The sequence below is a fragment of the Achromobacter sp. ISS7 genome, from assembly GCF_056523125.1.
Genome location: NZ_JAWRZD010000001.1, coordinates 4244256 through 4264367 on the forward strand (window position 1 = coordinate 4244256; position 20112 = coordinate 4264367).

Here is a 20112-nt window from a genome sequence, read left to right on the forward strand (position 1 = left end):
GTCTATTTCAGGCCCGACGGCGCGGCGTCGAACACGTTGAGGGGTTTGGGAATCAGCTTGAGCGCGTGGAACGCATCGGCCACCTGCTGCTGTTCCTGCAGCACTTCCCGCGTGATCGGCTGCACGCCATAGGCCAGACGCTCGGCGGCCAGTTCGACCACCGCCTTGTCCAGCCCCAGCACCGGCTGCAGCAGCGCCACCGCCTCGGCGCGGTGGTCGCGGGCCCACAGGTCGCCCTTGCGGATTTCATCCAATACCGTCTGGATCACTTCGGGATGCGCCTTCTCGTAGGCGCGCGCCGCCAGGAAGAACTGGTAGTTCTTGACCACGCCGGTGCCATCGGCCAGCACCCGCGCGCCCAGTTGCTTCTCGGCCGCCGCCTGGAACGGATCCCAGATCACCCAGGCGTCGACCGATCCGCGCTCGAACGCGGCGCGGGCATCGGCCGGCGTCAGGTAGGCCACGTTCACGTCGGTATACGGCACGCCGGCGCGTTCCAGCTGCTTGACCAGCAGGTAGTGCACGTTGGAACCCTTGTTCAGCGCGACCTTCTTGCCTTTCAGGTCGGCCACGCTTTTGATCGGCGAATCCTTGGGCACCAGGATGGCCTCGCTGGTGGGCGACGGCGGTTCGTTGCCGACGTACACCAGCGCCGCGCCGGCGGCCTGCGCGAACACCGGCGGCGCCTCGCCGACGGTGCCGAAGTCGATGGAGCCGACGTTCAAGCCTTCCAGCAGCTGCGGCCCGGCGGGAAACTCGGTCCACTTCACGGTGATGCCCTGCGCCGCCAGGCGCTTGTCCAGGTCGCCCAGGGCCCGCACGATGGTCAGCGTGCCGTACTTCTGGAAGCCGATGCGCAGCGTCTTGGCGTCCTGCGCCTGCGCGGCGGGCCACAACAGCGCCGCGCACAGCAGCGCCGCCAGCCAGCGGAAGACGGAAAGACGCGATATCCAGATCATGCTGCGCATGCGAGCCCCTTTGATTGGTTCAGACGCTGAAGCCGCCCGCGAGCGCGAGCCGGCCAAGATCGAATGCTTCGTTGACGACGACGCCGCGCGGGCGCACCTGCTCGGCCAGGCGTTCCACCGAATCCTCCAGCCGCGTCCGCACGTCGTCGTCGATCACGCTGGCGCCGTCGTCATCGATGCGCACCTGCTTGTCGGTGGCGTAGACCCCTGCCAGGATGTGGCGCGCGCCCAGCGCCGACAGCACCGGCTTGAGGCCGTATTCCAGCGCCAGCAGATGGGCCGGGCTGCCGCCCGTGGCGATCGGCAGCACCACCTTGCCGGCCAGCGCCTTCTCGTCCAGCAGGTCCAGCACCGCCTTCAAGCCGCCCGAGAACGACGCCTTGTAGACCGGCGTCGAGATCAGCACCGCGTCGGCCGCCGCCACGCGCGCCCGCAGCGCATGCGCGGCCGGCCCGGCGTAATGGCCCTCGACCAGGTCCTCGGCGGGCAGGTCGCGCAGCCCCAGCTCGCTGATGGCCAGCCCGCGCGTGCGCAGCAGTTGCGCGGCATGGCGCAGCAAGGCGGAAGAACGGGAACGCTGCGACGGGCTGCCCGCCAGGGTGAGGATGCTCATGTGGGTTGGCCGGTGTTGCGTTGAAGAATCGTGCGCGGCGCCAGGCCGGCTCAGAAGGCGGGAATCAGCGAACCCTTGAATTCGCTTTCGATGAAGGTGCGCACTTCAGGCGACTGATAGGCGGCCACCAGTTTCTTGACCCAGGGCTGGTCGCGATCCTTGGTGCGCACCGCGATCACGTTGGCATAGGGACCGTCGGCGGCCTCGCGGCCGATGGCGTCGCGCGCCGGCACCAGGCCGGCCTGGGTGGCGTAGTCGTTGTTGATCGAGGCGGCCGTCAGGTCATCGAGCGAACGCGGCAGTTGCGCCGCGTCCAGCGCCACCAGCTTGAGCTTGCGCGGGTTGGACACCACGTCGAGCGGGGTGGCGTTGTTCTTCTGCTCGGCCTCGGGCTTGAGGGTGATGAGCTTGTAGGCGGCCAGCAGGCGCAGGGCGCGGTTGCCGTTGGACGGGTCGTTCTGGATGCCCACCGACGCGCCTTCGGGCAGGTCGTTGAGCGACTTGATCTTGCGCGAGTAGAAGCCGAGCGGCGCGGTGACGGTCAGGCCGACCGGCACGATATCGAAGCCGCGCGCCTTGATCTGGTTGTCGAGGAAGGGCTTGTGCTGGAAAGCGTTGGCGTCGAGGTCGCCGGCGTTCAGCGCGGCATTGGGAAGCTGGTAGTCATTGAACTTGACCAGCTTGATCTCCAGGCCCTCACGGGCGGCGACTTGCTTGACGACGTCGAAGATCTTCTCGGTGGTGCCGACGGAGATGCCGACGGTGATGGTCTTTTTTTCCTGCGTGTCGGCGTGGGCGGTGCCGATGAGAGTCAGGGCCAGGGTGGTGGCGGTGAGCAGGTGGCGGGTGAGGGACATCTTTTTTCCGACGGGATTCGAATGGGATGAGTGGATTCTGTCATTGCGAAATCTTTGGGAAAAATACTTAGTGGGTATGAGGATATGTGTTGTGGGTTGGTTTTTTTTTGAGGTTTGGGGTTTTGGAAATATGAGGTTATTGCTGGGGGTTTTGGGGGGTGGGGTTTGCGAAGGGTTTGGGTTCTTAAGGCGCGCGTGGTGGGGTCGGTGGGGGATGGCGGGGCTACGATTGCGGTCCGGAGCGTTCGCTCCGGACTGCCCCTTCGTCATCTTCGTCACAGCCTTCGGCTGTTCCTTCAGATTCCCTCGGGCGCATCTACACGCCCCGCCATCCCCCACCGACCCCACCACGCGCTCGCGATGAGACTTAGCCTCGGGCTTCGGGGCGAGCCGTGTGCTTGGCATGCTTGTGCAACGTCAGGGTGGGGAGAGAGATTTGCGGGGCCCGCCCCAAAAGGCCGCGCGGGCGGCCGTTTGGGGCTTACGCGGTGTGTTGCGTCGGGGGTACGGCGCTCTCGCGTGTGGGTGGGGGTGTTGGTGTTCTTGCGCTGCGGTGGCTTGGAAGTGGGAGATTTTGCGTCGGTCGCCCTTCCTCGGCCGCGCGGGCGGCCATCGGGGGCATCCGCAATGTCTTGCGATTGAGGATGCCGCTTCGCGCTTGCGGGGAATGGTGGGACGATGCCCGCCTCAAACCGGCCGCGCGGGCGGCCTTTTGAGGCTTACGCGGTGTCTTGCGATCTGTGATGCCGCTCGCGCGTGTGGAAGCCGCAGAATCGTTTGCTATTGAAAGCCTGTCGGCACACCGACTGTTTGTGGGCGGCGCGAGCCGTTCGTCACTCGCAATACGCTTTGCGCCGCGCCGACCACCACCGCCCCTCCCCCGACGTGCGAAATCATTAGAAAACCGCTCGACAACCGCGCGCAGCGCACCCGCATCAATTGCAGATGCGCCAACGCCAATTGCGGCCGCCCGCGCGGCCACAATTGGCGTCCCAGAAGTTCCATTCCCTGCACACAGGTCTAGCAGCGCGACAGGCCAAGACGCACGTAGCCCCTCGGGCAGGCGGACCCGGTGGCGGGCAACCTCGATGCGCCCGAGGGAATCCGTAGGGAGCCGAAGGCGTACGAGGATGACGACGGGGCAGTCCGGAGCGAACGCTCCGGACCGCAATCGTGGGCGCCCGCCACCGGGTCCGCCTGCCCGAGGGGCGACCTACGAAGACCAACGCCCCCAAGAAAACCTAAGCAACCACCCGCCGATACTCCCCAGCAACATGCTCACCAGGCAACAAAGCCCGCCCCGCCCCAAACAGCTTCTCCCGCAACGCCCCCTCCGCATAAGCCGTCTTGTACACCCCGCGTTCCTGCAACTCCGGCACCACCAGATCGACGAAATCCGCATAGCATTCCGGCGTCACCGTCCTCGCCAGGTTGAAGCCGTCGATGTCCGTTTCTTCCACCCACGACGCCAGCTCGTCCGCCACCTGCGATGCGCTGCCTACCAGCGCCGGGTAGCGGCCGCCCAGCGCCATGTCGGCCAGCAGGTCGCGTACCGTGCGGTCCGTGCGGGCCACCGTCAGGTTCTTCACCGCCGACTCGATCGCGTTGTTCTTCACGTAGCGGATCGGCTCGTCCGCCGCGTAGCGCGAAAAATCGATGCCCGTCGAACTGGCATAGTGGGCCAGGCCGGCTTCCGGATTGGCGTAGCGCAGGTACTCCGCGTGCTTCTCGCGCGCCTCGGCCTCCGTGCGGCCCACCACCGCCGTCACGCCCATGAAGAACTTGATGTCGCGCGGGTCGCGGCCTTCGCGCGCCACCGACTCGCGCACGCTGGCCACCAGCTTGCGCAGGCCTTCCTTGGTCTGGCTCGACACGAACACGCATTCCGCGTGGCGCGCCGCGAAAGCCTGGCCGCGGCCCGACGAGCCGGCCTGGTACAGCACCGGCGTGCGCTGGGGCGAGGGTTCCGACAGGTGATAGCCCTGCACCTTGTAGTACTTGCCTTGGTGGTCGATGCGACGCACCCCGGCCGGATCCGCATAGACGCGCGCGCGGCGGTCGGCGCGCACCGCGTCATCGTCCCAACTGCCTTCCCACAGCTTGTAGGCCACCTCCAGGAACTCGTCGGCGCGGTCGTAGCGTTCGTCGTGCGCGATCTGTTCCGACAGGCCCATGGCGCGCGCCGCGCTTTCCAGGTAGCCGGTGACGATGTTCCAGCCGATGCGGCCGTTGGTCAGGTGGTCCAGCGTCGAAAAGCGGCGCGCCAGCAGGTAAGGCGCCTCGTAGGTCAGGTTCACCGTCACGCCGAAGCCCAGGTGGCGGGTGGCGGCGGCCATGGCGGAGACCGTCAGCAGCGGGTCGTTGACCGGCAGCTGGATCGACTCGCGCAGCGTCAGGTCGGCCGAGTCCTGGTACACGTCGTAGACGCCGACGATATCGGCCAGGAACAGCCCGTCGAACAGGCCGCGCTCCAGCAGGCGCGCCAGGTCGGTCCAGTAGTCCAGCGTCTTGTATTGCGTCGACGTATCGCGCGGATGAGTCCACAGGCCGTGGTTGATGTGGCCGACGCAATTCATGTTGAACGCGTTCAGGAGGATCTGCTTCTTCGCCATGGCGTGCCGTTCCGTAGGGATCAGGTGGTGCCGACGCGGCCGGGCGCGGCGTCGTTCAGGTAGTAATTGCCGACCGCGTGGCGCTTCCAGCGCACCGGGTCGTGCAGCGTGTGGGTGCGGGCGTTGCGCCAGTGACGGTCCAGGTTCAACTGGTCGAGCGTGGCCTGGGTGCCGGCCAGCTCGAACAGCTTGGTGCCGGCGGCCAGCGCCGATTCCGTCGTCAGCGCGCGGGCCTCGGCCACCGCGATGGCGGCGGCCGCCACCAAGTGCGGTTGCGGATCGGCGGTGGCGACGTCGAGGATGCGGCCGGCGCGGGCCACCAGCGCGCGGGCCGCATCCAGGCGGATCGACAGGCGGCCGAACTCGCTGACGGTCAATGGATCGTCGGCGGCGCGCTCGACGCCCGCGTCGATCCACGGGCGCGAGCGCTCGCGCACGAAATCCAGCGCATCCGCCAGGGCGGCCTGGCCGATGCCCAGGTCGATCGCGGCGTGGATGATCTGCGCCAGCGGCTTGATGGTGTTGGGCGGCGCCGCCGGATCGATCAGCACCATCACGTCGGCGGCCGGCACGGCCACGTCCTTGAACAGCACGGTGCCGCTGCCCGTCACGCGCTGGCCGAAGCCCGACCAGTCGTCGATCACCTCCACGCCCGGGCTGTCGCGCCGCACGAAGGCCAGCCGCTGCAGGCCGTCCTCGCCCACCGTCGCGGTGGGGATCCATTGCGCGTAGAGCGCGCCGGTGCAATAGAACTTGCTGCCGTTGATGCGCCAGCCGCCCTCGCCGTCGGCCGACAGGCGGGTGCGGCGCTCGGCGGCGGTGCGCGTGCCGATCTCGGCCAGCGCGTTGCCGAAGCGTTCGCCGGCCAGGGCGCGGGCGTAGAAGCGGCGCTGCTGGTCGGCGTTGCCGTTGACCCGCAATACCTCCAGCGCGTAGTAGTGGTTCTGCGGGATCTGGCCCAGCGAGCCGTCGGCGCCGGAGATGATCGCGGTGACTTCGGCCAGCGTCACGCGCGACACGCCCGCGCCGCCATGCTCGCGCGGCACGGTGATGCCCCACAGGCCGGATTGCGAATAGCGCTCCAGCTCCGGCAGCGGCAGGCGCCGCTCGCGGTCTCGCGCGCCGGCCTCACGGGCGAAGTCCGCGGCCAGTTCGCGCGCGACGTCGAGCGCCTCTGCGTCGCTGCCGATGATCGCGGCGCGCCGCGGCGCCAGGGTCGAGATGGCGATGTCGGTCATGGCATCAGATCCAGGAATGGCGGTTGGGGCGACGCCCGTTCAGCAGGTAATTGCCGACCGCGTGGTATTTCCAGCGTACCGGGTCGTGCAGCGTGTGGGTGCGGGCGTTGCGCCAATGGCGGTCCAGGTTGAATTCCGCCAGCGACGCGCGCGCGCCCGACAGTTCGAACAACGTCTCGCTGGCCGCCAGGGCGATCTCGGTGGTCAGCGCCTTGGCCCGCGCCACCGCGATCGAGGCGGCGGCGACATCGTCGCTGTCCAGCGTGCGCGGCGTGGCTTCGTCCAGGTGCGCCGCGGCCTCGGCCAGCACCGCCTGCGCCGCGTGCAGGTCGATGAACAGCCGGCCCACGTCGCCGATCACGTAAGGGTCCTGCGTGGCGCGCTCGACGCCGGCCTCGGCCCACGGCCGGGCGCGTTCTCGCAGGAATTTCACGGTGTCGTTCAGGGCGGCCTCGGCGATGCCGGCGTCGATGGCGGCCTGCATCAGCTGCGCGAAGGGGCCCTGCAGCGCGGGCGCCTCCAGCAGCGTCCAGGCCGGCAGCACGGTGTCCGCCTCGACCCGCACGTTGTCCAGCAGCACGGTGCCGCTGGCGGTGGTGCGCTGGCCAAAGCTGGACCAGTCGTCCACCACCGTCAGGCCGGGCGCGCCGCGCTCGAGCAGCACCGTCACCAGCCGGCCCTCGGTATCCAGCGCCTTGGTCGGGATCCAGTGCGCGTACAGCGCGCCGGTCGAATAGAACTTGCGGCCCGACAGGCGGTAGCCGTCGCCATCCGCCACCAGCCGCGCCTGCACGTCGCGCGCATGGCGCGTGTGGCGTTCGGGGCCGGCGTTGCCCAGCCGCCGGCCGGCCAGCACGCCCTCGTAGTAGCGCCGCTTCTGCTGCGGCGTGCCGACCTGCCGCAGCAGGTTGAGCGCGCCGAAATGGTTCTGCGGGATCTGGCCCAGCGATGGGTCGGCCGCGCTGATGATGCGGAACACGTCGGCCAGCGTCACGTGCGACACCTGCGCGCCGCCATACTCGCGCGGCACCGTGATGCCGCCCAGGCCGCTGGCCGAATAGCGCTCGATCTCGCGCCACGGCAGGCTGCGCGCCTGGTCGCGCTGCGCCGCGCCCTGGGCGAAGTCCGCCGCCAGCGCGTGGGCGGCGTCGATGGCCTCGCTGTCGCCACGCAGGCGGGCGGCGGGCACCACGCGCGGGGCCTCGTCGGATTCGATCGGCAGGGAAGAACTCGCGGCTTGCGGCATGGGACGATGCGGGCGAAGGAGAAAGGTGCAGCCTATCGGCCCGCCGCGGCGCGCGGAAGGACGGATTTCTCATGCGGATATTTGGAATCGGTATATGCGCCGGCGCGCGCCCATCCCCCTTATTAGCAGCCCTCGCGCCGGCATATCCAAATCACGAAAGAGTGTTTGCGGCGCGCTTTGGCGCTTGCTTAGAGTCGAGCTTTTCTCCTGACCGCCTCGCGTTGCCCTCATGCCCGAACTGGATCTGCCCATTGCCCTGGACTACGACGGCACGCTGGAAACGCGCCTGTTCGACGACATCCGCCTGGCGGCCGCGCCAACCATTCCGGCCGCGCGCATCGATCCGCCGCGCGACCTGGCCAGCGCCGCCGAGCGGCAGGCCGCCGGCGAATACGCCATCTGGAACACCGTGCATGACCTGTTCATCACCCAGGTGGCGGCGCACGCCATCGCCGGCCTGTTCCGCGACGACACCGATTTCCAGTTCGCGCTGGCGCGCCAGCTGGGCGATGACGCGGCCCACGCGGAATTCTCGCTGGCGCGCGCCACCCTGCTGCTGGAGCGCGATGTCCGGCCCGAGGTCGAGCAGGGTGTGCGCGACGCCTGGGACCTGGTCGGCGGCTTCGCGCTGCGCAACTGGCAGAACTTCCTGGCCTGGCAGTTCCACTACGAGCACTACATCCTGGCGCGCCTGTTCGTGAACCGCCGCACCGCGCGGGTGCTGGATTTCGGCCATCGCGAATTCGGCGAGAACCGCATCCTGCCCGACGAAGAGGCGCACCGCATCCGCATCACGCAGTGGTGGCTGCGCAAGCTGGCCGGCGCCAGCGAGAGCGAACGCCACGAATGGACCCAAGGCCTGATCCAGGCCGACGAGGACGTGCAGCGCATCCTCGGCCCCTACCTGCGCGATTCCTGGCAACTGAACCTGCGCGCCACCGGCCTGGACACCCGCGGCCACGTCGCGCTGTACGACGCCTGGCGGCGCGAACTGCTCGCCACCCTCCTGCGCGTGGCGCCCGACGACCTGCCCGCCCTGACCAGCCTGGCCGCCTGACGCGGCCGCACTCCCCTCACGACCGAAGGAATCCGCATGACCCAGCCCTTGCCCCCGGCGCCCGCGACCGACGCGCCGCAGGATGACGTCAACCCCCTGCGCCGCTGGCTGATGAGCGCCGGCGCGCTGATGGGCGCCGGCGCCCTCTTCCCCAACGTGATCTTCGCGCCCGCCTACGCCGATACCCAGAGCCTGCCGAACACGGTGCAGGGCGCGGCCAAGGGCGGCGTGCTGAACGCGGTGGTGCATCCCGAGCCGCCGACGCTGGCCTTCTACCTGAACTCGTCCACCCCCACCGGCGCGGTCGCCAGCAAGATCTTCGACGGCCTGGTGGAATACGGCCCCGACCTGAAGCCGCGGCCGCAGCTGGCGGAAAGCTGGAGCGTGGCCGACGACGGCAAGACCATCACTTTCAAGCTGCGCCAGGGCGTGCAGTGGCACGACGGCAAGCCGTTCACCGCCGCCGACGTGAAATGGTCGGCCGAGGAAGTCTGGCTCAAGCACGCGCCCAGCGCGCGGCGCGTGTTCCAGTACCTGCAACGGGTCGAGACGCCCGACGACCACACCGTGGTGCTGCACCTGTCACAGCCCACGCCGGTGGCGCTGAACGCCATCGACTCGCTGGGCGCGCCGATCCTGCCGCGCCACCTGTTCGAGGGCACCGACATCCAGAACAACCCGTACAACAACAAGCCGGTGGGCACGGGGCCGTTCGTCTTCAAGGAATGGAACCGCGGCAACTACATCGTGCTGGAGCGCAACGAACGCTACTGGCAGCCCGAACGGCCGTTCCTGGACCGCATCGTCTGGAAGATCGTGCCCGACGTGTCCGGCCGCGCCACCGCGCTGGAGACGGGCGCGGTCTCGTACGGCGAGCGCAACCCGGTGGCGTTCACCGACGCCACCCGCCTGTCCAGGCTGCCCAAGCTGGCGGTCGACACCTCCGGCTACAACGGCTTCGCCGCCTGGCTGTGGCTGGAAGCCAACCTGCGCGACCCGATCCTGTCCAACCTCAAGGTGCGCCAGGCCATCGCCCACGCCGTCAACAAGCAGGCGCTGGTCAAGACCGTGTGGAACGGCTATGCCGAGCCGTTCGTCAGCCCGGTGCCATCGCTGGTCAAGCCGTATCACAACCCCAACGTGCAACAGTACGCCTACGACCCGGCGCTGGCCGAGAAGCTGCTGGACGAGGCCGGCTATCCGCGCGGCGCCGGCGGCTGGCGCTTCGCGCTGACGCACGACTACATTCCGTTCGGCGACGACTACCGCCGCACCGGCGAATTCGTGCGGCAGGCGTTGCGCAAGATCGGCATCGACGTGACCCTGCGCGGGCTGGACCTGGCCACCTGGACCCGCAACGTCTTCACCGACTACAACTTCCAGCTCATCAGTTCGTGGGGCACGGTGCTGATCGACCCGCAGCTGGGCGTCGAGACGCGCTACTGGAGCAAGGCCGAGGCCCGCGGCACGCCCTGGTACAACGTATCCGGCTACAACAACCCGGAGATGGACCGCGTCATCGAGGCGGCCCAGGTCGAGACCGATCCCAACAAGCGCATCGAGCAGTACAACGAGCTGCAGCGGCTGGCGCAGCGGGACCTGCCGCTGATCGGCCTGTTCGAGTTCCGCTGGTTCGGCGTCTGGGACAAGCAGCTGCGCAACGTGACCGACGCCTCGTCGCACTCGCGCAACAACTTCGCCAACGTCTGGCTCGGCAAGGCCTGAGGGTCAGGCACCATGCTCGCGCGCCTGCCCCGCCCCGTCCGCTACCTGCTGCAGATCCTGTTCGTGGTGGCCGCCACCGGGGTGGCCAACTTCTTCCTGCTCAAGCTGGTGCCGGGCGACCTGGTGGACGTGATCGCCGCCGAGAACAGCGGCATCACCCCCGCCCACGTGGCCGAGCTGCGGCAGGCCTACGGGCTGGACCAGGGCGTGCTGTCGCAGCTGGGGTATTACCTCAAGAGCCTAGCGTCGCTGGACCTGGGCTACTCGTTCCGCTATGGCGAGCCGGTGGCCGACCTGATCCTGGGGCGCCTGCCGGCCACGCTGGCGCTGATCGGCACCGGCCTGGCGCTGTCGGTGGCGCTGGGCGTGCTGCTGGGCGTGCTGGCGGCGCGCCGGCCACACGGCCTGCTGGACACGCTGCTGTCGGGCCTGGCCACCGCGGGCTATTCGGCGCCGATGTTCTGGACCGCGCTGATGCTGATCGTCGGCTTCGGCGTGCGCCTGGACTGGCTGCCGGTCGGCGGCATCCGCGACGTCGGCGCCGCCTACAGCGGCGGCGCGCTATGGCTGGACTATGCCCGCCACCTGGTGCTGCCGGTGGCCACGGTGGCGATCTATTACGTCGCCATCTACGCGCGGCTGTCGCGCGCCTCCATGATCGAGACGCTGCAGGAAGACTACATCCGCACCGCCCGCGCCCGCGGCAACGGCGAGGCCCGCGTGATCTGGCGCCACGCGCTGCGCAACGCCATCCTGCCGGTGGTCACCATGCTCGGCCTGCAGAGCAGCGCGCTGCTGGGCGGCAGCATCGTGGTCGAGACCGTGTTCGCCTGGCCCGGCCTGGGCCAGCTGTCATTCGAGGCCATCGCCAGCCGCGACGTCAACCTGCTGCTGGGCATCCTGCTGATGAGCGCGGCGCTGGTGGCGGCGATGAACATCGCCGTGGACGCCTGCTACGGCCTGCTCGACCCGCGCGTGAGGAAAGCATGAAACGCCCCCTGATCGCCCTGGCGCGCCTGCTGCGCGCGCCTTCCGCCGCCATCGGCGCCGCCGTCCTGCTGTTGCTGCTGGGCGCCGCCGCCACGGCCGGCTGGCTGTATCCGGGCGACCCGCTCGAAATGGTCGGCGCCCCCTTCACCTGGCCGGGCGCCGACGCGGAGTTTCCGGCCGGCACCGACCTGATGGGCCGCGACATCCTGGCCGGCCTGTTCCATGGCGCCCGCGTCTCGCTGCTGGTGGGCGGCGCGTCCGCCGCCATCGCCCTGGCGCTGGGGCTGCTGGTGGGCGCCATCGCCGGCTACGCCGGGCCGCGCGTGGACGCCGTGCTGATGCGCCTGACAGAACTGTTCCAGACGGTGCCGTCGTTCCTGCTGGCGATCGTGCTGGTGGCGATCCTGGGGCCGTCGCTGTCGACCATCATCTTCGCGCTGGGCGTGACCTCCTGGACCGGCATCGCGCGCCTGACGCGCGGCGAGTTCATCACCCTGCGCGAACGCGAATTCGTGCGGGCCGCGCAGGCGCTGGGCGCCGGCCACGCTCGCATCATCTTCCGCGAGATCCTGCCCAACGCGCTGCCGCCCATCATCGTCACCACCGCCGTGCTGGTGGCCAACGCCATCCTGTCCGAGGCCGGCCTGTCGTTCCTCGGGCTGGGCGATCCCAACGTGGTCAGCTGGGGCAGCATGGTCGGCGCCGGCCGCGAAGCGCTGCGCACCGCCTGGTACATGACCGCCCTGCCCGGCCTGACCATCATGGCGGCCGTGCTGGCCCTGAACCTGCTGAGCGATGCCGTCAACGACGCGCTCAACCCCAAGCTGCGGCGGCGCACCGCCGCCGCGCCCGCCGCTCCATTACCGACGCCCTGAACATGAGCACACTGATCGACATCCAAGGGCTGAACGTGGCCTTCCCCGGCCACCAGGCCGTGAGCGGGCTGGACCTGCGCATCGCCGCCGGCGAGACCCTGGCGCTGGTGGGCGAATCCGGCTGCGGCAAGTCCACCACCGCGCTGGCGCTGCTGGGCCTGCTGCCACGCCATGCCCGCGCCAGCGGCCGCATCCTGTTCGAGGGCCGCGACCTGCTGGCGCTGACCGAGCGCCAGCGCTGCGCCCTGCGCGGCGACCGCATCGCCATGATCTTCCAGGAACCCATGACCAGCCTGAACCCGGTGCTGACGCTGGGCCAGCAGATCGGCGAAGCGTTGCGCCTGCATCGCGGCGCATCGGCACAGGCCGCGCGGCAACGCGCGATCGAACTGCTGGACCTGGTGCGCCTGCCCGAGCCGCAGCGCCGCGTCGACGACTACCCGCACCTGCTGTCGGGCGGCCAGCGCCAGCGCGCCATGATCGCCGCCGCCATCGCCTGCGAACCCGCGCTGCTGGTGGCCGACGAGCCCACCACCGCGCTCGACGTGACGGTGCAGGCGCAGATCCTGCGGCTGCTGGACGATCTGCGTTCGGAGCTGGGCATGGGCCTGCTGCTGATCACCCACGACCTGGCGGTGGTCGGCGACTGGGCCGACCGCGTCGCGGTGATGGTGGGCGGCGAAAAAGTCGAGGAAGGCGCGGCCGCCACGTTGCTGTCGCGGCCGCGTCATGCCTACACCCAGGGCCTGCTGGGCGCCTCGCTGCGGCTGGACGACGCCACCCATTACCGCCAGCGGCGCCTGCCGGAGATCCGCTCGCGGCTCGATCCGGCCTCGGGCCGCCCGGTCTTCGGCCTGGTGACGCCGCCGCGCGTGGCGGCGGCCAACGATGCGACGGCCGGGGATCCCCATCCCCTGCCCCTGATGCAGGTGCGCGACCTGCGGGTCGACTACGCCACGCGCCAGGGCGCCAAGCACGCGGTGGACGGCGTGTCGTTCCAGATCGCGCCGGGCGAAACGCTGGGCCTGGTGGGCGAATCCGGCTGCGGCAAGTCGACCCTGTCGCGCACCCTGGTGCGGCTGCTGGCGCCCGCCGCCGGGCAGATCCTGCTGCGCGGGCAGGACACCGCGCGCCTGGACCGGCGCGGCCTGGCGGCGTACCGCCAGAGCGTGCAGATGATCTTCCAGGACCCCTACGCCTCGCTCAACCCGCGCCACACGGTCAACGACATCCTGGAATCGGCGCTGCGCATCCACCACGTGGCCGACCGCCAGGAACGGCGCCGCCGCATCGCCCACATGCTGGACGCGGTCGGCCTGCCGCACGGCGCCCTGGCGCGCTACCCCAGCGAGTTCTCGGGCGGCCAGCGCCAGCGCATCGGCATCGCCCGCGCCCTGGTGCTGCGGCCGTCGCTGGTGATCTGCGACGAACCCGTGTCGGCGCTGGACGTGTCGGTGCAGGCGCAGATCCTGAACCTGCTGGTCGACCTGAAGGCCGAGTTCAACCTGTCGTACCTGTTCATCTCGCATGACCTGTCGGTGGTGCACTACCTGGCCGACCGGGTGCTGGTGATGCACGCCGGCCGCATCGTCGAGGAAGGCCCCAACGCCACCCTGTGGCGCGAGGCCCGCCACCCCTACACGCGCAGCCTGATCGAAGCGCTGCCGCGCGGCCTGGACGGGGAAGGGGAAACCCTGCGTCGCCGCGCCTGACGCGGCGCGGCGCGACGATCATCCGAACGCGGTACTGGATTGCGGGCAGGGGCGGGCCTATACTGGATTCGCCCTTGCTGGACGTTCCTTTTCTCAAAGGAGACGCAACATGTACAGGCATCTGCTCATCGCCGTGGACGGCTCCCTGCTGTCCGAGTCGGCGTTCAAGAAGGCGCTCGTTTTCGCCAAGGAAATGAACGCCTCCATCACCCTGTTGCGGGCCATTCCGGAAGATCACCTGACGGTCTACCAGGCCGAGATGCTGGGCGCGCACCAGGCCCAGCACACCGACCAGGCCCGCAAGAACGCCACCGCCTATCTCGACGGGCTGGAAACCGAGGCGCGCCACGCACTGGTGCCGTGCGAGACCGCCGTCGCCGTCAACGACCATCCCCACGAAGCCATCGTCGACACGGCGCAGCAACGCGGCTGCGACCTGATCGTGATGGGATCGCATGGCCGCCACGGCATGACCGGATTCCTGCTCGGCAGCGAAACCCAGCGCGTGCTGGCGCGCACCAAGCTGCCAGTGCTGGTGTTCCGCTAGGCGGGCTTTGCCGGCGGCGTCGCCCTACGGCATCGCCGCCGTGGCCGGCGCATGCTGAAAGGTGAAGCTGTCGGCGTAGACGTGGTCGAGGCTGGCGCCGCGCCCTGCCAGCAGCGCGGAGGCCTCGCTGATCATCGCCGGCGCGCCGCACAGATAGAAGGCGTGCTCGGACAGATCGCCGTGGTCTTGCAGCACCGCCTGCTGCACGTGGCCGCGGCGGCCCTGCCAACCGGCGTCGGCGCGCGACAGCACCGGCACGAAATTGAACTCATACAGGCGACCCGCCCAGCCCGCGATCTGATCGCGCAGGTACAGGTCGGCCTCGGTCCGCATGCCCCAATAGAGCGTGACCGGCGGGCAATCGTCGTTGTCCAGCAGCGATTCCAGGATGGCCTTGATCGGCGCGATGCCGGTTCCCGTGGCCATCATGATCATCGGCCGCCAGTCTTCCTCGTGGTAACTGAACACCCCCAGCGGCGCCTCGATCTCGAGCGCGGCGCCCGGCCGCGCCTGGCCCAGCCAATGGTCGGTGTAGCGGCCGCCCGGAATGCGGCGCACGTGGAAGTCCACCAGGTTGCCGGCGGGCGCCGAGGCCATCGAGAAGCTGCGGGTGGCGCCGTCCGGCAGCACCACGTTCATGTACTGTCCGGGCGCGTAGTCCAGCGGCGCGTCCGGCGGCAGCGCCAGCGTCAGGTGGGTGACGTCGTCGCACAGCGCCGCGATGCGATGCACGGTGGCGCCCAGCCGCCGCGGCTCGGCGAACTGCCGGGTATTGGCGACGCTGATGGTCAGGTCGGCGCACGGCCGCGCCTGGCAGGCCAGGGCATAGCCCTGGGCCGCCTCTTCCGGCGTCAACGCCATCGGAAACTCGTCGTAGGCGACCGTCCCTTCGGCCAGTTTGATGCGGCAGGTGCCGCAACCGCCGAAAGTGCACTCGTGCGGCAGCCGCACCGCGGCGCGCTCGGCCGCCGCCAGCACGGATTCGCCGGCCTCGGCCTCGAAGCTCTGGCCGGTCTCGAGCAGATGGACGCGATATGCCATGGAATTCCCCGTCAGCCGGCGCTTATTTCTTGATGTCCGCCTGCACCAGCACCTTCATGCCGCGCGGCTCCAGCATTTCCGCCAGCGCCGTCAGCGCCGCCAGGCCCGCCTGGGTGTCCTGTTCGCCATTGCCGCCGCTCAGGCCGACGCCGCCGATGACCTCGTCGTTGACCACGATGGGAAAGCCACCTACGAACGCCGCGAACTTGCCCTCGAAGCTCCACTGGATGCCGAAGGCCTCGTTGCCGGGCAGCGCCGGCCCGTTGGGCGGCGTGGTGAACAGGTGCGTCGAGCGCTTGTGGCCGGCGGCGGTGAAAGCCTTGTTCCAGGCGATCTGCGGGCCGGTGATGCGGGCGCCGTCCATGCGTTCCAGCGCAATCGGGTAGCCGCCGTCGTCGACGATGCACACCGATTCCAGCACGCCGATCTGTTCCGATCGGGCGATGGCCGCGCGCACCATCGCGCGCGCTTCTTCCAGTTCCAGGCGATAGATCTGCTTCATGTCTGTTCTCCAAAGGGCCGTCAGCCGGCGCGGTAGACGGTCTTGATCTGGGTGTAGAACTCCAGCCCGACCCGGCCCGATTCACGGAAGGTCGAGGTGCTGGAGCTTTTCAGGCCGCCGAACGGCGCATTGATGAGATTGCCGGTGGTGGTGCGGTTGATCTTGACGGTGCCGGCCTGGATGTCGCGGGCGAAGCGATGGGCGTAGCGCGCGTCGGTGGTGGCGATGGCGGCCGCCAGGCCGTACTCGGTGTCGTTGGCGCAGGCGATGGCCTCGTCGTAGCCGTCCACCGCGATCAGCGCCAGCACCGGGCCGAAGATCTCCTCGCGCGCGATGCGCATCTGCTGCGTCACGTCGGTGAACAGGGCCGGGGTCACGTAATAGCCGCGCTCGTAGCCCGGACCGTCCAGGCGATCGCCGCCGATCAGATGGGTGGCTTCCTGTTTGCCCAGCGCGACGTAGCTCAGCACCGTGTCGAGTTGCTTGCGGGTGGCCAGCGGGCCCAGGTCGAAGTTGCCCTCCAGGCCATTGCCGATGGTCAGCTTGGCCATGCGCGCCAGCAGTTTCTCGGTGAACGCCGGCAGCACCTTGCGGTCGACCAGCAGCCGGCTGGTGCCGGTGCAGGCCTGGCCGCTGAGCGAGAAGCCGCCCTTGACCGCCAGGTCCACCGCGCGATCCAGGTCGGCGTCGGCCAGCACGATCAGCGGGTTCTTGCCGCCCAGTTCCATCTGCGTGCGCGTGGTCAGGCCGGCGCCGCGGTGGATCTGCTCGCCGGCGGACGTCGAGCCGGTGAAGGAAATGGCGCGCACCGCCGGCGCCGTGGTGATGGCCTGCCCCACTTTCGAGGCCGGCCCCGTCACGAAATTCAGCACGCCCGGCGGCAGCCCCGCCTCGACCAGCGCCTGCGCCAGGCGGTAGCCGGACAGCGGCGCGTCCGACGACGGCTTGAACACCACGGTATTGCCGGTGATCAGCGCGGGCGCGATCTTGCGCGCCGGAATCGAGATCGGGAAGTTCCACGGCGAGATCACCGTCACCACCCCCAGCGGCTCGCGCTGGCTGTAGACCACCATGTCCGGATCGTCGTTGACGAAGGTCTCGCCGGTGAAGGACTGCCCTTCCACCGCGTAGAAGCGCAGGGTCTGGGCCGAGCGCAGCACTTCGTCGCGGGCCAGCGCCAGACCCTTGCCTTCCTCGCGGGTCAGTTCGCGCGCCACGCTGTCGGCGCGGTCTTCCAGCAGCTGGGCGGCGCGCAGCAGGATGGCGGCGCGCTTGGAGATAGGCGTGTCGCGCCAGGCGGGAAAGGCGGCGGCGGCCGCCGCCACCGCGCGGGCGCCGTCGGTGGCGTCCGATTGCTGGAACCGTCCCACCACGTCGGCGCTGTCGGCCGGGTTCAGGTTCGGCGCCGTCGCGCCCGAGGCGCAGGCGACCCATTCGCCCCCGATGTGATTCAGAAATGCCTGCTGCGAAAGCTCGTCCACGGAAGTCCTTCCTTTGCCGGGCTGGCCGGTATGCCCTGAAATTGGCCGTCTGAGGTAATTTCTGAACATTGTATACTTTAATCTAAATGGTTCGATCCGCGTAAACCCGAATCGGCGTCAATGCCAGATCAGCACGGCGCAGATCGTCGACACGAACAGCGCCAGCAGCACGGGCAGCAGCAGCGCCCGCACCAGCGACAGCACGTGGACCCGCGCAAACCCCGCCACCGCGATCAAGGAAGACCAGGCGATCAGGGTGCCGCCGCCCGTCCACACCGCGCCCATCTGGCCCACCGCCGCCAGCGTGGCCGGATCCACGCCCACCACCGGCCCCAGCGCGCCCGACAGCGTGCCCGTCAGCGGCAGGCCGGCGAAGCCCGAGCCGTCGATGCCGGTGATCATTCCCACCAGCAGCACGCCGAACGCCACCAGGAAATGGTTCTCGGGAATCAGGTGCTGGCCCGCCGAGATCACCTCGAACAGCAGCCCGGGGGCCTGCGCCTGCGGCATGCCCAGGATCTGGGCGGCGGTCTCGTTGGCGCCGACGAAGAAGAAGCCGGCGATCGGCAGCACCGAGCCCATCGCCTTGAAGGCGAACACGAAGCCATCGGTGACGTGCTCGGGGCAGACGTCCAGCATCTTGCGCGGCCCTTCGGCGGCCAGCGTCACCAGCATCATCACCACGAACGCCACGCCGCCCACCAGCGCCGCCGCGTCGCCGCCGCGCAACGCCGGCAGCGACGGGAACAGCCGCGGCAGCACCATCACCGCGATCACGCCCAGGAAGGCCAGCGGCGTCACCACCGCGAACACGCGCGACCAGCGCACCCGGCGCCGTTCCTCGTCGTCCAGCCCGGGGCCGCGCGGCAGCGCCGGGTTGGCGCCCATGGTGCCACGCGCCAGCTCGGCCTTGTCGAACGAGCCGGAATGCTCGATCTCGGCCAGGCTGCCGTCCTGGGCGCGCGCCTGCCAGGCCGACAACAGGCCCGCATTGGCGGGCACGATGTGCTTGCGAATCAACAGGTAGGCGACGGTCAGCGCCACCGCGCCGGTGATCAGCGACAGCACCAGCGCGCGGTCGGCCACCACCGCGGCGCTGACGGCGGCGCCGGCGGCCTTGGCGCTGATGCCGGGCGCCACCCCGATCACGTAGTCGGACGACAGCGCCATGCCCTGCCCGGCGATGGCGATGGCCATGGCGCCCGCCAGCGGCGGCAGCCCGGCCGCGATGGCCGCCGGCAGCAGGATCGCGGACACCAGCGGCACCGCCGGCGTCGGCCAGAAGAACAGCGAGATCACATAGGTACAGAGGGCGATGATGACGAACGACGAATGGCCGCCGCGCATCACCCGCCGGAACGGCTGCACCATGCGCACGTCCGCCTGCAGCGTCTTGAGCGCGTTGAGCAGGGCGGTCATGAAGGTGATGACCAGGAAGATGTTGAAAAGCTCTTTGGCGGCCACGAAGCTGGCCGAGAAGATGCCGATCAGCGCGCTGATCGGATTGCCGGTGATGGCCAGCACCACCAGAAAGGTGCCAATGACCGACGGCACCACCACGTTGGCCCGCAGGATCATCGTCAGGATGATGGCGGCGACGCTGACCAGGTACATCCAGTGAGCGGCGTTGAGGACGACGTCCGATTGCATGCGCTATTCCCCTTGTGACGTGGCTGTTGAGTCGCCACTTCGGTATACTATATTTCGTTTGAAGCCATACCAACCGAAATATGCAGTGCCTAGGGAAAGCGATAATTCTGAAATTTCCATGAATATTCGAGGAAAATCAGTGCATTAAGTTGGCGCATAGGCCCAATCTTGGTGCATCGCCGGTTTTCAATCAGACTACCGTATACATAAAAGAGTGCTCTGGCATGCCCTTTGCCCTTCCCGATCTCTGGCATTACGCCGCCATGGCCGCGGTCGTCTTCGGCGCCGCGCTGGCGCAGGGCGTGGGCGGCATCGGCTTCGCCATGTTCGCCGCGCCGGTGGCGGCGCTGTGCTTTCCGCAGCTGGCGCCCGGCCCGCTACTCACGCTGGGCGGTTTCATCTCGCTGCTGACCGCGCTGCGCGAACGCGCCGCGATCGACTGGCCGGCGGTCGGCTACGCGCTGACCGGACGCGCCGCCGGCACGCTGATCGCCATCTACGCCATGGCGCGCTTCGCGCCGCAGGCGCTGGGCCTGCTGTTCGCCGCCATGATCCTGGCGGCGGTCGCCCTCAGCGCCGCCGGCCTGCGCTTTGCCGCCACCCCGGGCCGCGTCTCGGGCGCCGGCGTGGCCTCGGGCATCATGGGCACCATGACCTCGGTCGGCGCCCCGCCGATCGCCCTGGTGCTGCAGCACGCCGAGCCGCCGCGGCTGCGCGCCACGCTGGGCATGGTGCTGTTCCTGGGGTCGATCTTCTCGCTGACGATGCTGGCGCTGGCCGACCGCTATACCGGCTACCACGCCGCGCTGGCGCTCAGCCTGGCGCCGATCCTGCTGGCCGGCTTCGCCGTTTCCGGCAGGCTGCGCTCGCGGCTGCCGCCGCGCGCGGTGCGCGCCGTGCTGCTGGGCGCCTGCGCCATCGGCGCGCTCGGGGTGATCGCCAAGGCCCTGTGGCTCGGCTGACGCCGCCCGCCAACGCCGTCGTCGCCCCGCCCGGTA

The 20112-nt window shown here is 69.3% G+C and carries 17 protein-coding genes; 7 read left to right on the plus strand and 10 right to left on the minus strand.

The features are described from left to right. Window positions 1–2: 2 nt before the first annotated feature. The 6 genes from AC1HFW_RS19130 to AC1HFW_RS19155 form a co-directional block, all read right to left on the minus strand. Window positions 3–968: a sulfonate ABC transporter substrate-binding protein gene (locus AC1HFW_RS19130; RefSeq protein ID WP_479284915.1), complete on the minus strand. Its 966-nt coding sequence runs from the start codon at window positions 966–968 to the stop codon at window positions 3–5. A 19-nt stretch (window positions 969–987) separates the two neighbouring features. Next, window positions 988–1581 (minus strand): NADPH-dependent FMN reductase, encoded by a 594-nt coding sequence (gene ssuE / locus AC1HFW_RS19135; protein WP_006392469.1) that lies wholly within the window; start codon window positions 1579–1581, stop codon window positions 988–990. 50 nt (window positions 1582–1631) lie between these two features. Continuing rightward, complete coding sequence (locus AC1HFW_RS19140; RefSeq protein WP_061072666.1) at window positions 1632–2438, minus strand: MetQ/NlpA family ABC transporter substrate-binding protein; 807 nt, start codon at window positions 2436–2438, stop codon at window positions 1632–1634. A gap of 1241 nt (window positions 2439–3679) precedes the next feature. After that, entirely contained in the window at window positions 3680–5050 is a 1371-nt protein-coding gene (locus tag AC1HFW_RS19145; RefSeq protein ID WP_479284918.1) for an LLM class flavin-dependent oxidoreductase, read from the minus strand. 20 nt (window positions 5051–5070) lie between these two features. Then, window positions 5071–6288 carry an SfnB family sulfur acquisition oxidoreductase gene (locus tag AC1HFW_RS19150; protein ID WP_116521524.1) on the minus strand — a complete coding sequence of 406 codons (1218 nt, stop codon included), beginning with the start codon at window positions 6286–6288 and terminating at the stop codon, window positions 5071–5073. Window positions 6289–6292: 4 nt separating this feature from the next. Next, on the minus strand, window positions 6293–7534 hold the full coding sequence (locus AC1HFW_RS19155) for an SfnB family sulfur acquisition oxidoreductase (protein ID WP_241072853.1): 1242 nt from the start codon (window positions 7532–7534) through the stop codon (window positions 6293–6295). A gap of 229 nt (window positions 7535–7763) precedes the next feature. Here AC1HFW_RS19155 and AC1HFW_RS19160 point away from each other — a divergent pair, with 229 nt between their 5' ends. From AC1HFW_RS19160 to AC1HFW_RS19185, 6 genes are all read left to right on the plus strand, one after another. Further along, the gene (locus AC1HFW_RS19160; protein WP_241072854.1) at window positions 7764–8591 is read left to right on the plus strand and encodes a hypothetical protein; all 828 of its coding nucleotides are present in this window, start codon (window positions 7764–7766) and stop codon (window positions 8589–8591) included. Window positions 8592–8627: 36 nt separating this feature from the next. Further along, complete coding sequence (locus AC1HFW_RS19165) at window positions 8628–10316, plus strand: ABC transporter substrate-binding protein (protein ID WP_479284921.1); 1689 nt, start codon at window positions 8628–8630, stop codon at window positions 10314–10316. A gap of 12 nt (window positions 10317–10328) precedes the next feature. Further along, window positions 10329–11306, plus strand: coding sequence for an ABC transporter permease (locus AC1HFW_RS19170; protein ID WP_479284923.1), 978 nt, complete (start codon window positions 10329–10331; stop codon window positions 11304–11306). After that, complete coding sequence (locus AC1HFW_RS19175) at window positions 11303–12181, plus strand: ABC transporter permease (protein ID WP_479284924.1); 879 nt, start codon at window positions 11303–11305, stop codon at window positions 12179–12181. The genes AC1HFW_RS19170 and AC1HFW_RS19175 overlap by 4 nt, the downstream gene beginning before the upstream one ends. Window positions 12182–12183: 2 nt before the next feature. Beyond that, window positions 12184–13893, plus strand: coding sequence for an ABC transporter ATP-binding protein (locus tag AC1HFW_RS19180; RefSeq protein WP_479284926.1), 1710 nt, complete (start codon window positions 12184–12186; stop codon window positions 13891–13893). Between the two features lie 109 nt (window positions 13894–14002). Further along, on the plus strand, window positions 14003–14440 hold the full coding sequence (locus AC1HFW_RS19185) for a universal stress protein (RefSeq protein ID WP_006392459.1): 438 nt from the start codon (window positions 14003–14005) through the stop codon (window positions 14438–14440). A 24-nt stretch (window positions 14441–14464) separates the two neighbouring features. Here AC1HFW_RS19185 and AC1HFW_RS19190 read toward each other — a convergent pair whose 3' ends face one another. From AC1HFW_RS19190 to AC1HFW_RS19205, 4 genes are all read right to left on the minus strand, one after another. Continuing rightward, the gene (locus AC1HFW_RS19190) at window positions 14465–15481 is read right to left on the minus strand and encodes a 2Fe-2S iron-sulfur cluster-binding protein (RefSeq protein WP_479284929.1); all 1017 of its coding nucleotides are present in this window, start codon (window positions 15479–15481) and stop codon (window positions 14465–14467) included. A gap of 22 nt (window positions 15482–15503) precedes the next feature. After that, window positions 15504–15983, minus strand: a complete 480-nt coding sequence (locus AC1HFW_RS19195) for a GlcG/HbpS family heme-binding protein (RefSeq protein WP_006392457.1) — start codon at window positions 15981–15983, stop codon at window positions 15504–15506. A gap of 20 nt (window positions 15984–16003) precedes the next feature. After that, complete coding sequence (locus tag AC1HFW_RS19200; RefSeq protein WP_006392456.1) at window positions 16004–17464, minus strand: aldehyde dehydrogenase family protein; 1461 nt, start codon at window positions 17462–17464, stop codon at window positions 16004–16006. Between the two features lie 117 nt (window positions 17465–17581). Beyond that, window positions 17582–19114 carry a hypothetical protein gene (locus AC1HFW_RS19205; protein ID WP_006392455.1) on the minus strand — a complete coding sequence of 511 codons (1533 nt, stop codon included), beginning with the start codon at window positions 19112–19114 and terminating at the stop codon, window positions 17582–17584. A 224-nt stretch (window positions 19115–19338) separates the two neighbouring features. On the opposite strand from AC1HFW_RS19205, the gene AC1HFW_RS19210 reads away from it, so the two are divergent. Beyond that, a complete protein-coding gene (locus AC1HFW_RS19210; protein WP_479284931.1) occupies window positions 19339–20076 on the plus strand; it encodes a sulfite exporter TauE/SafE family protein in 738 nt (245 codons plus the stop codon). Window positions 20077–20112 lie beyond the last annotated feature (36 nt).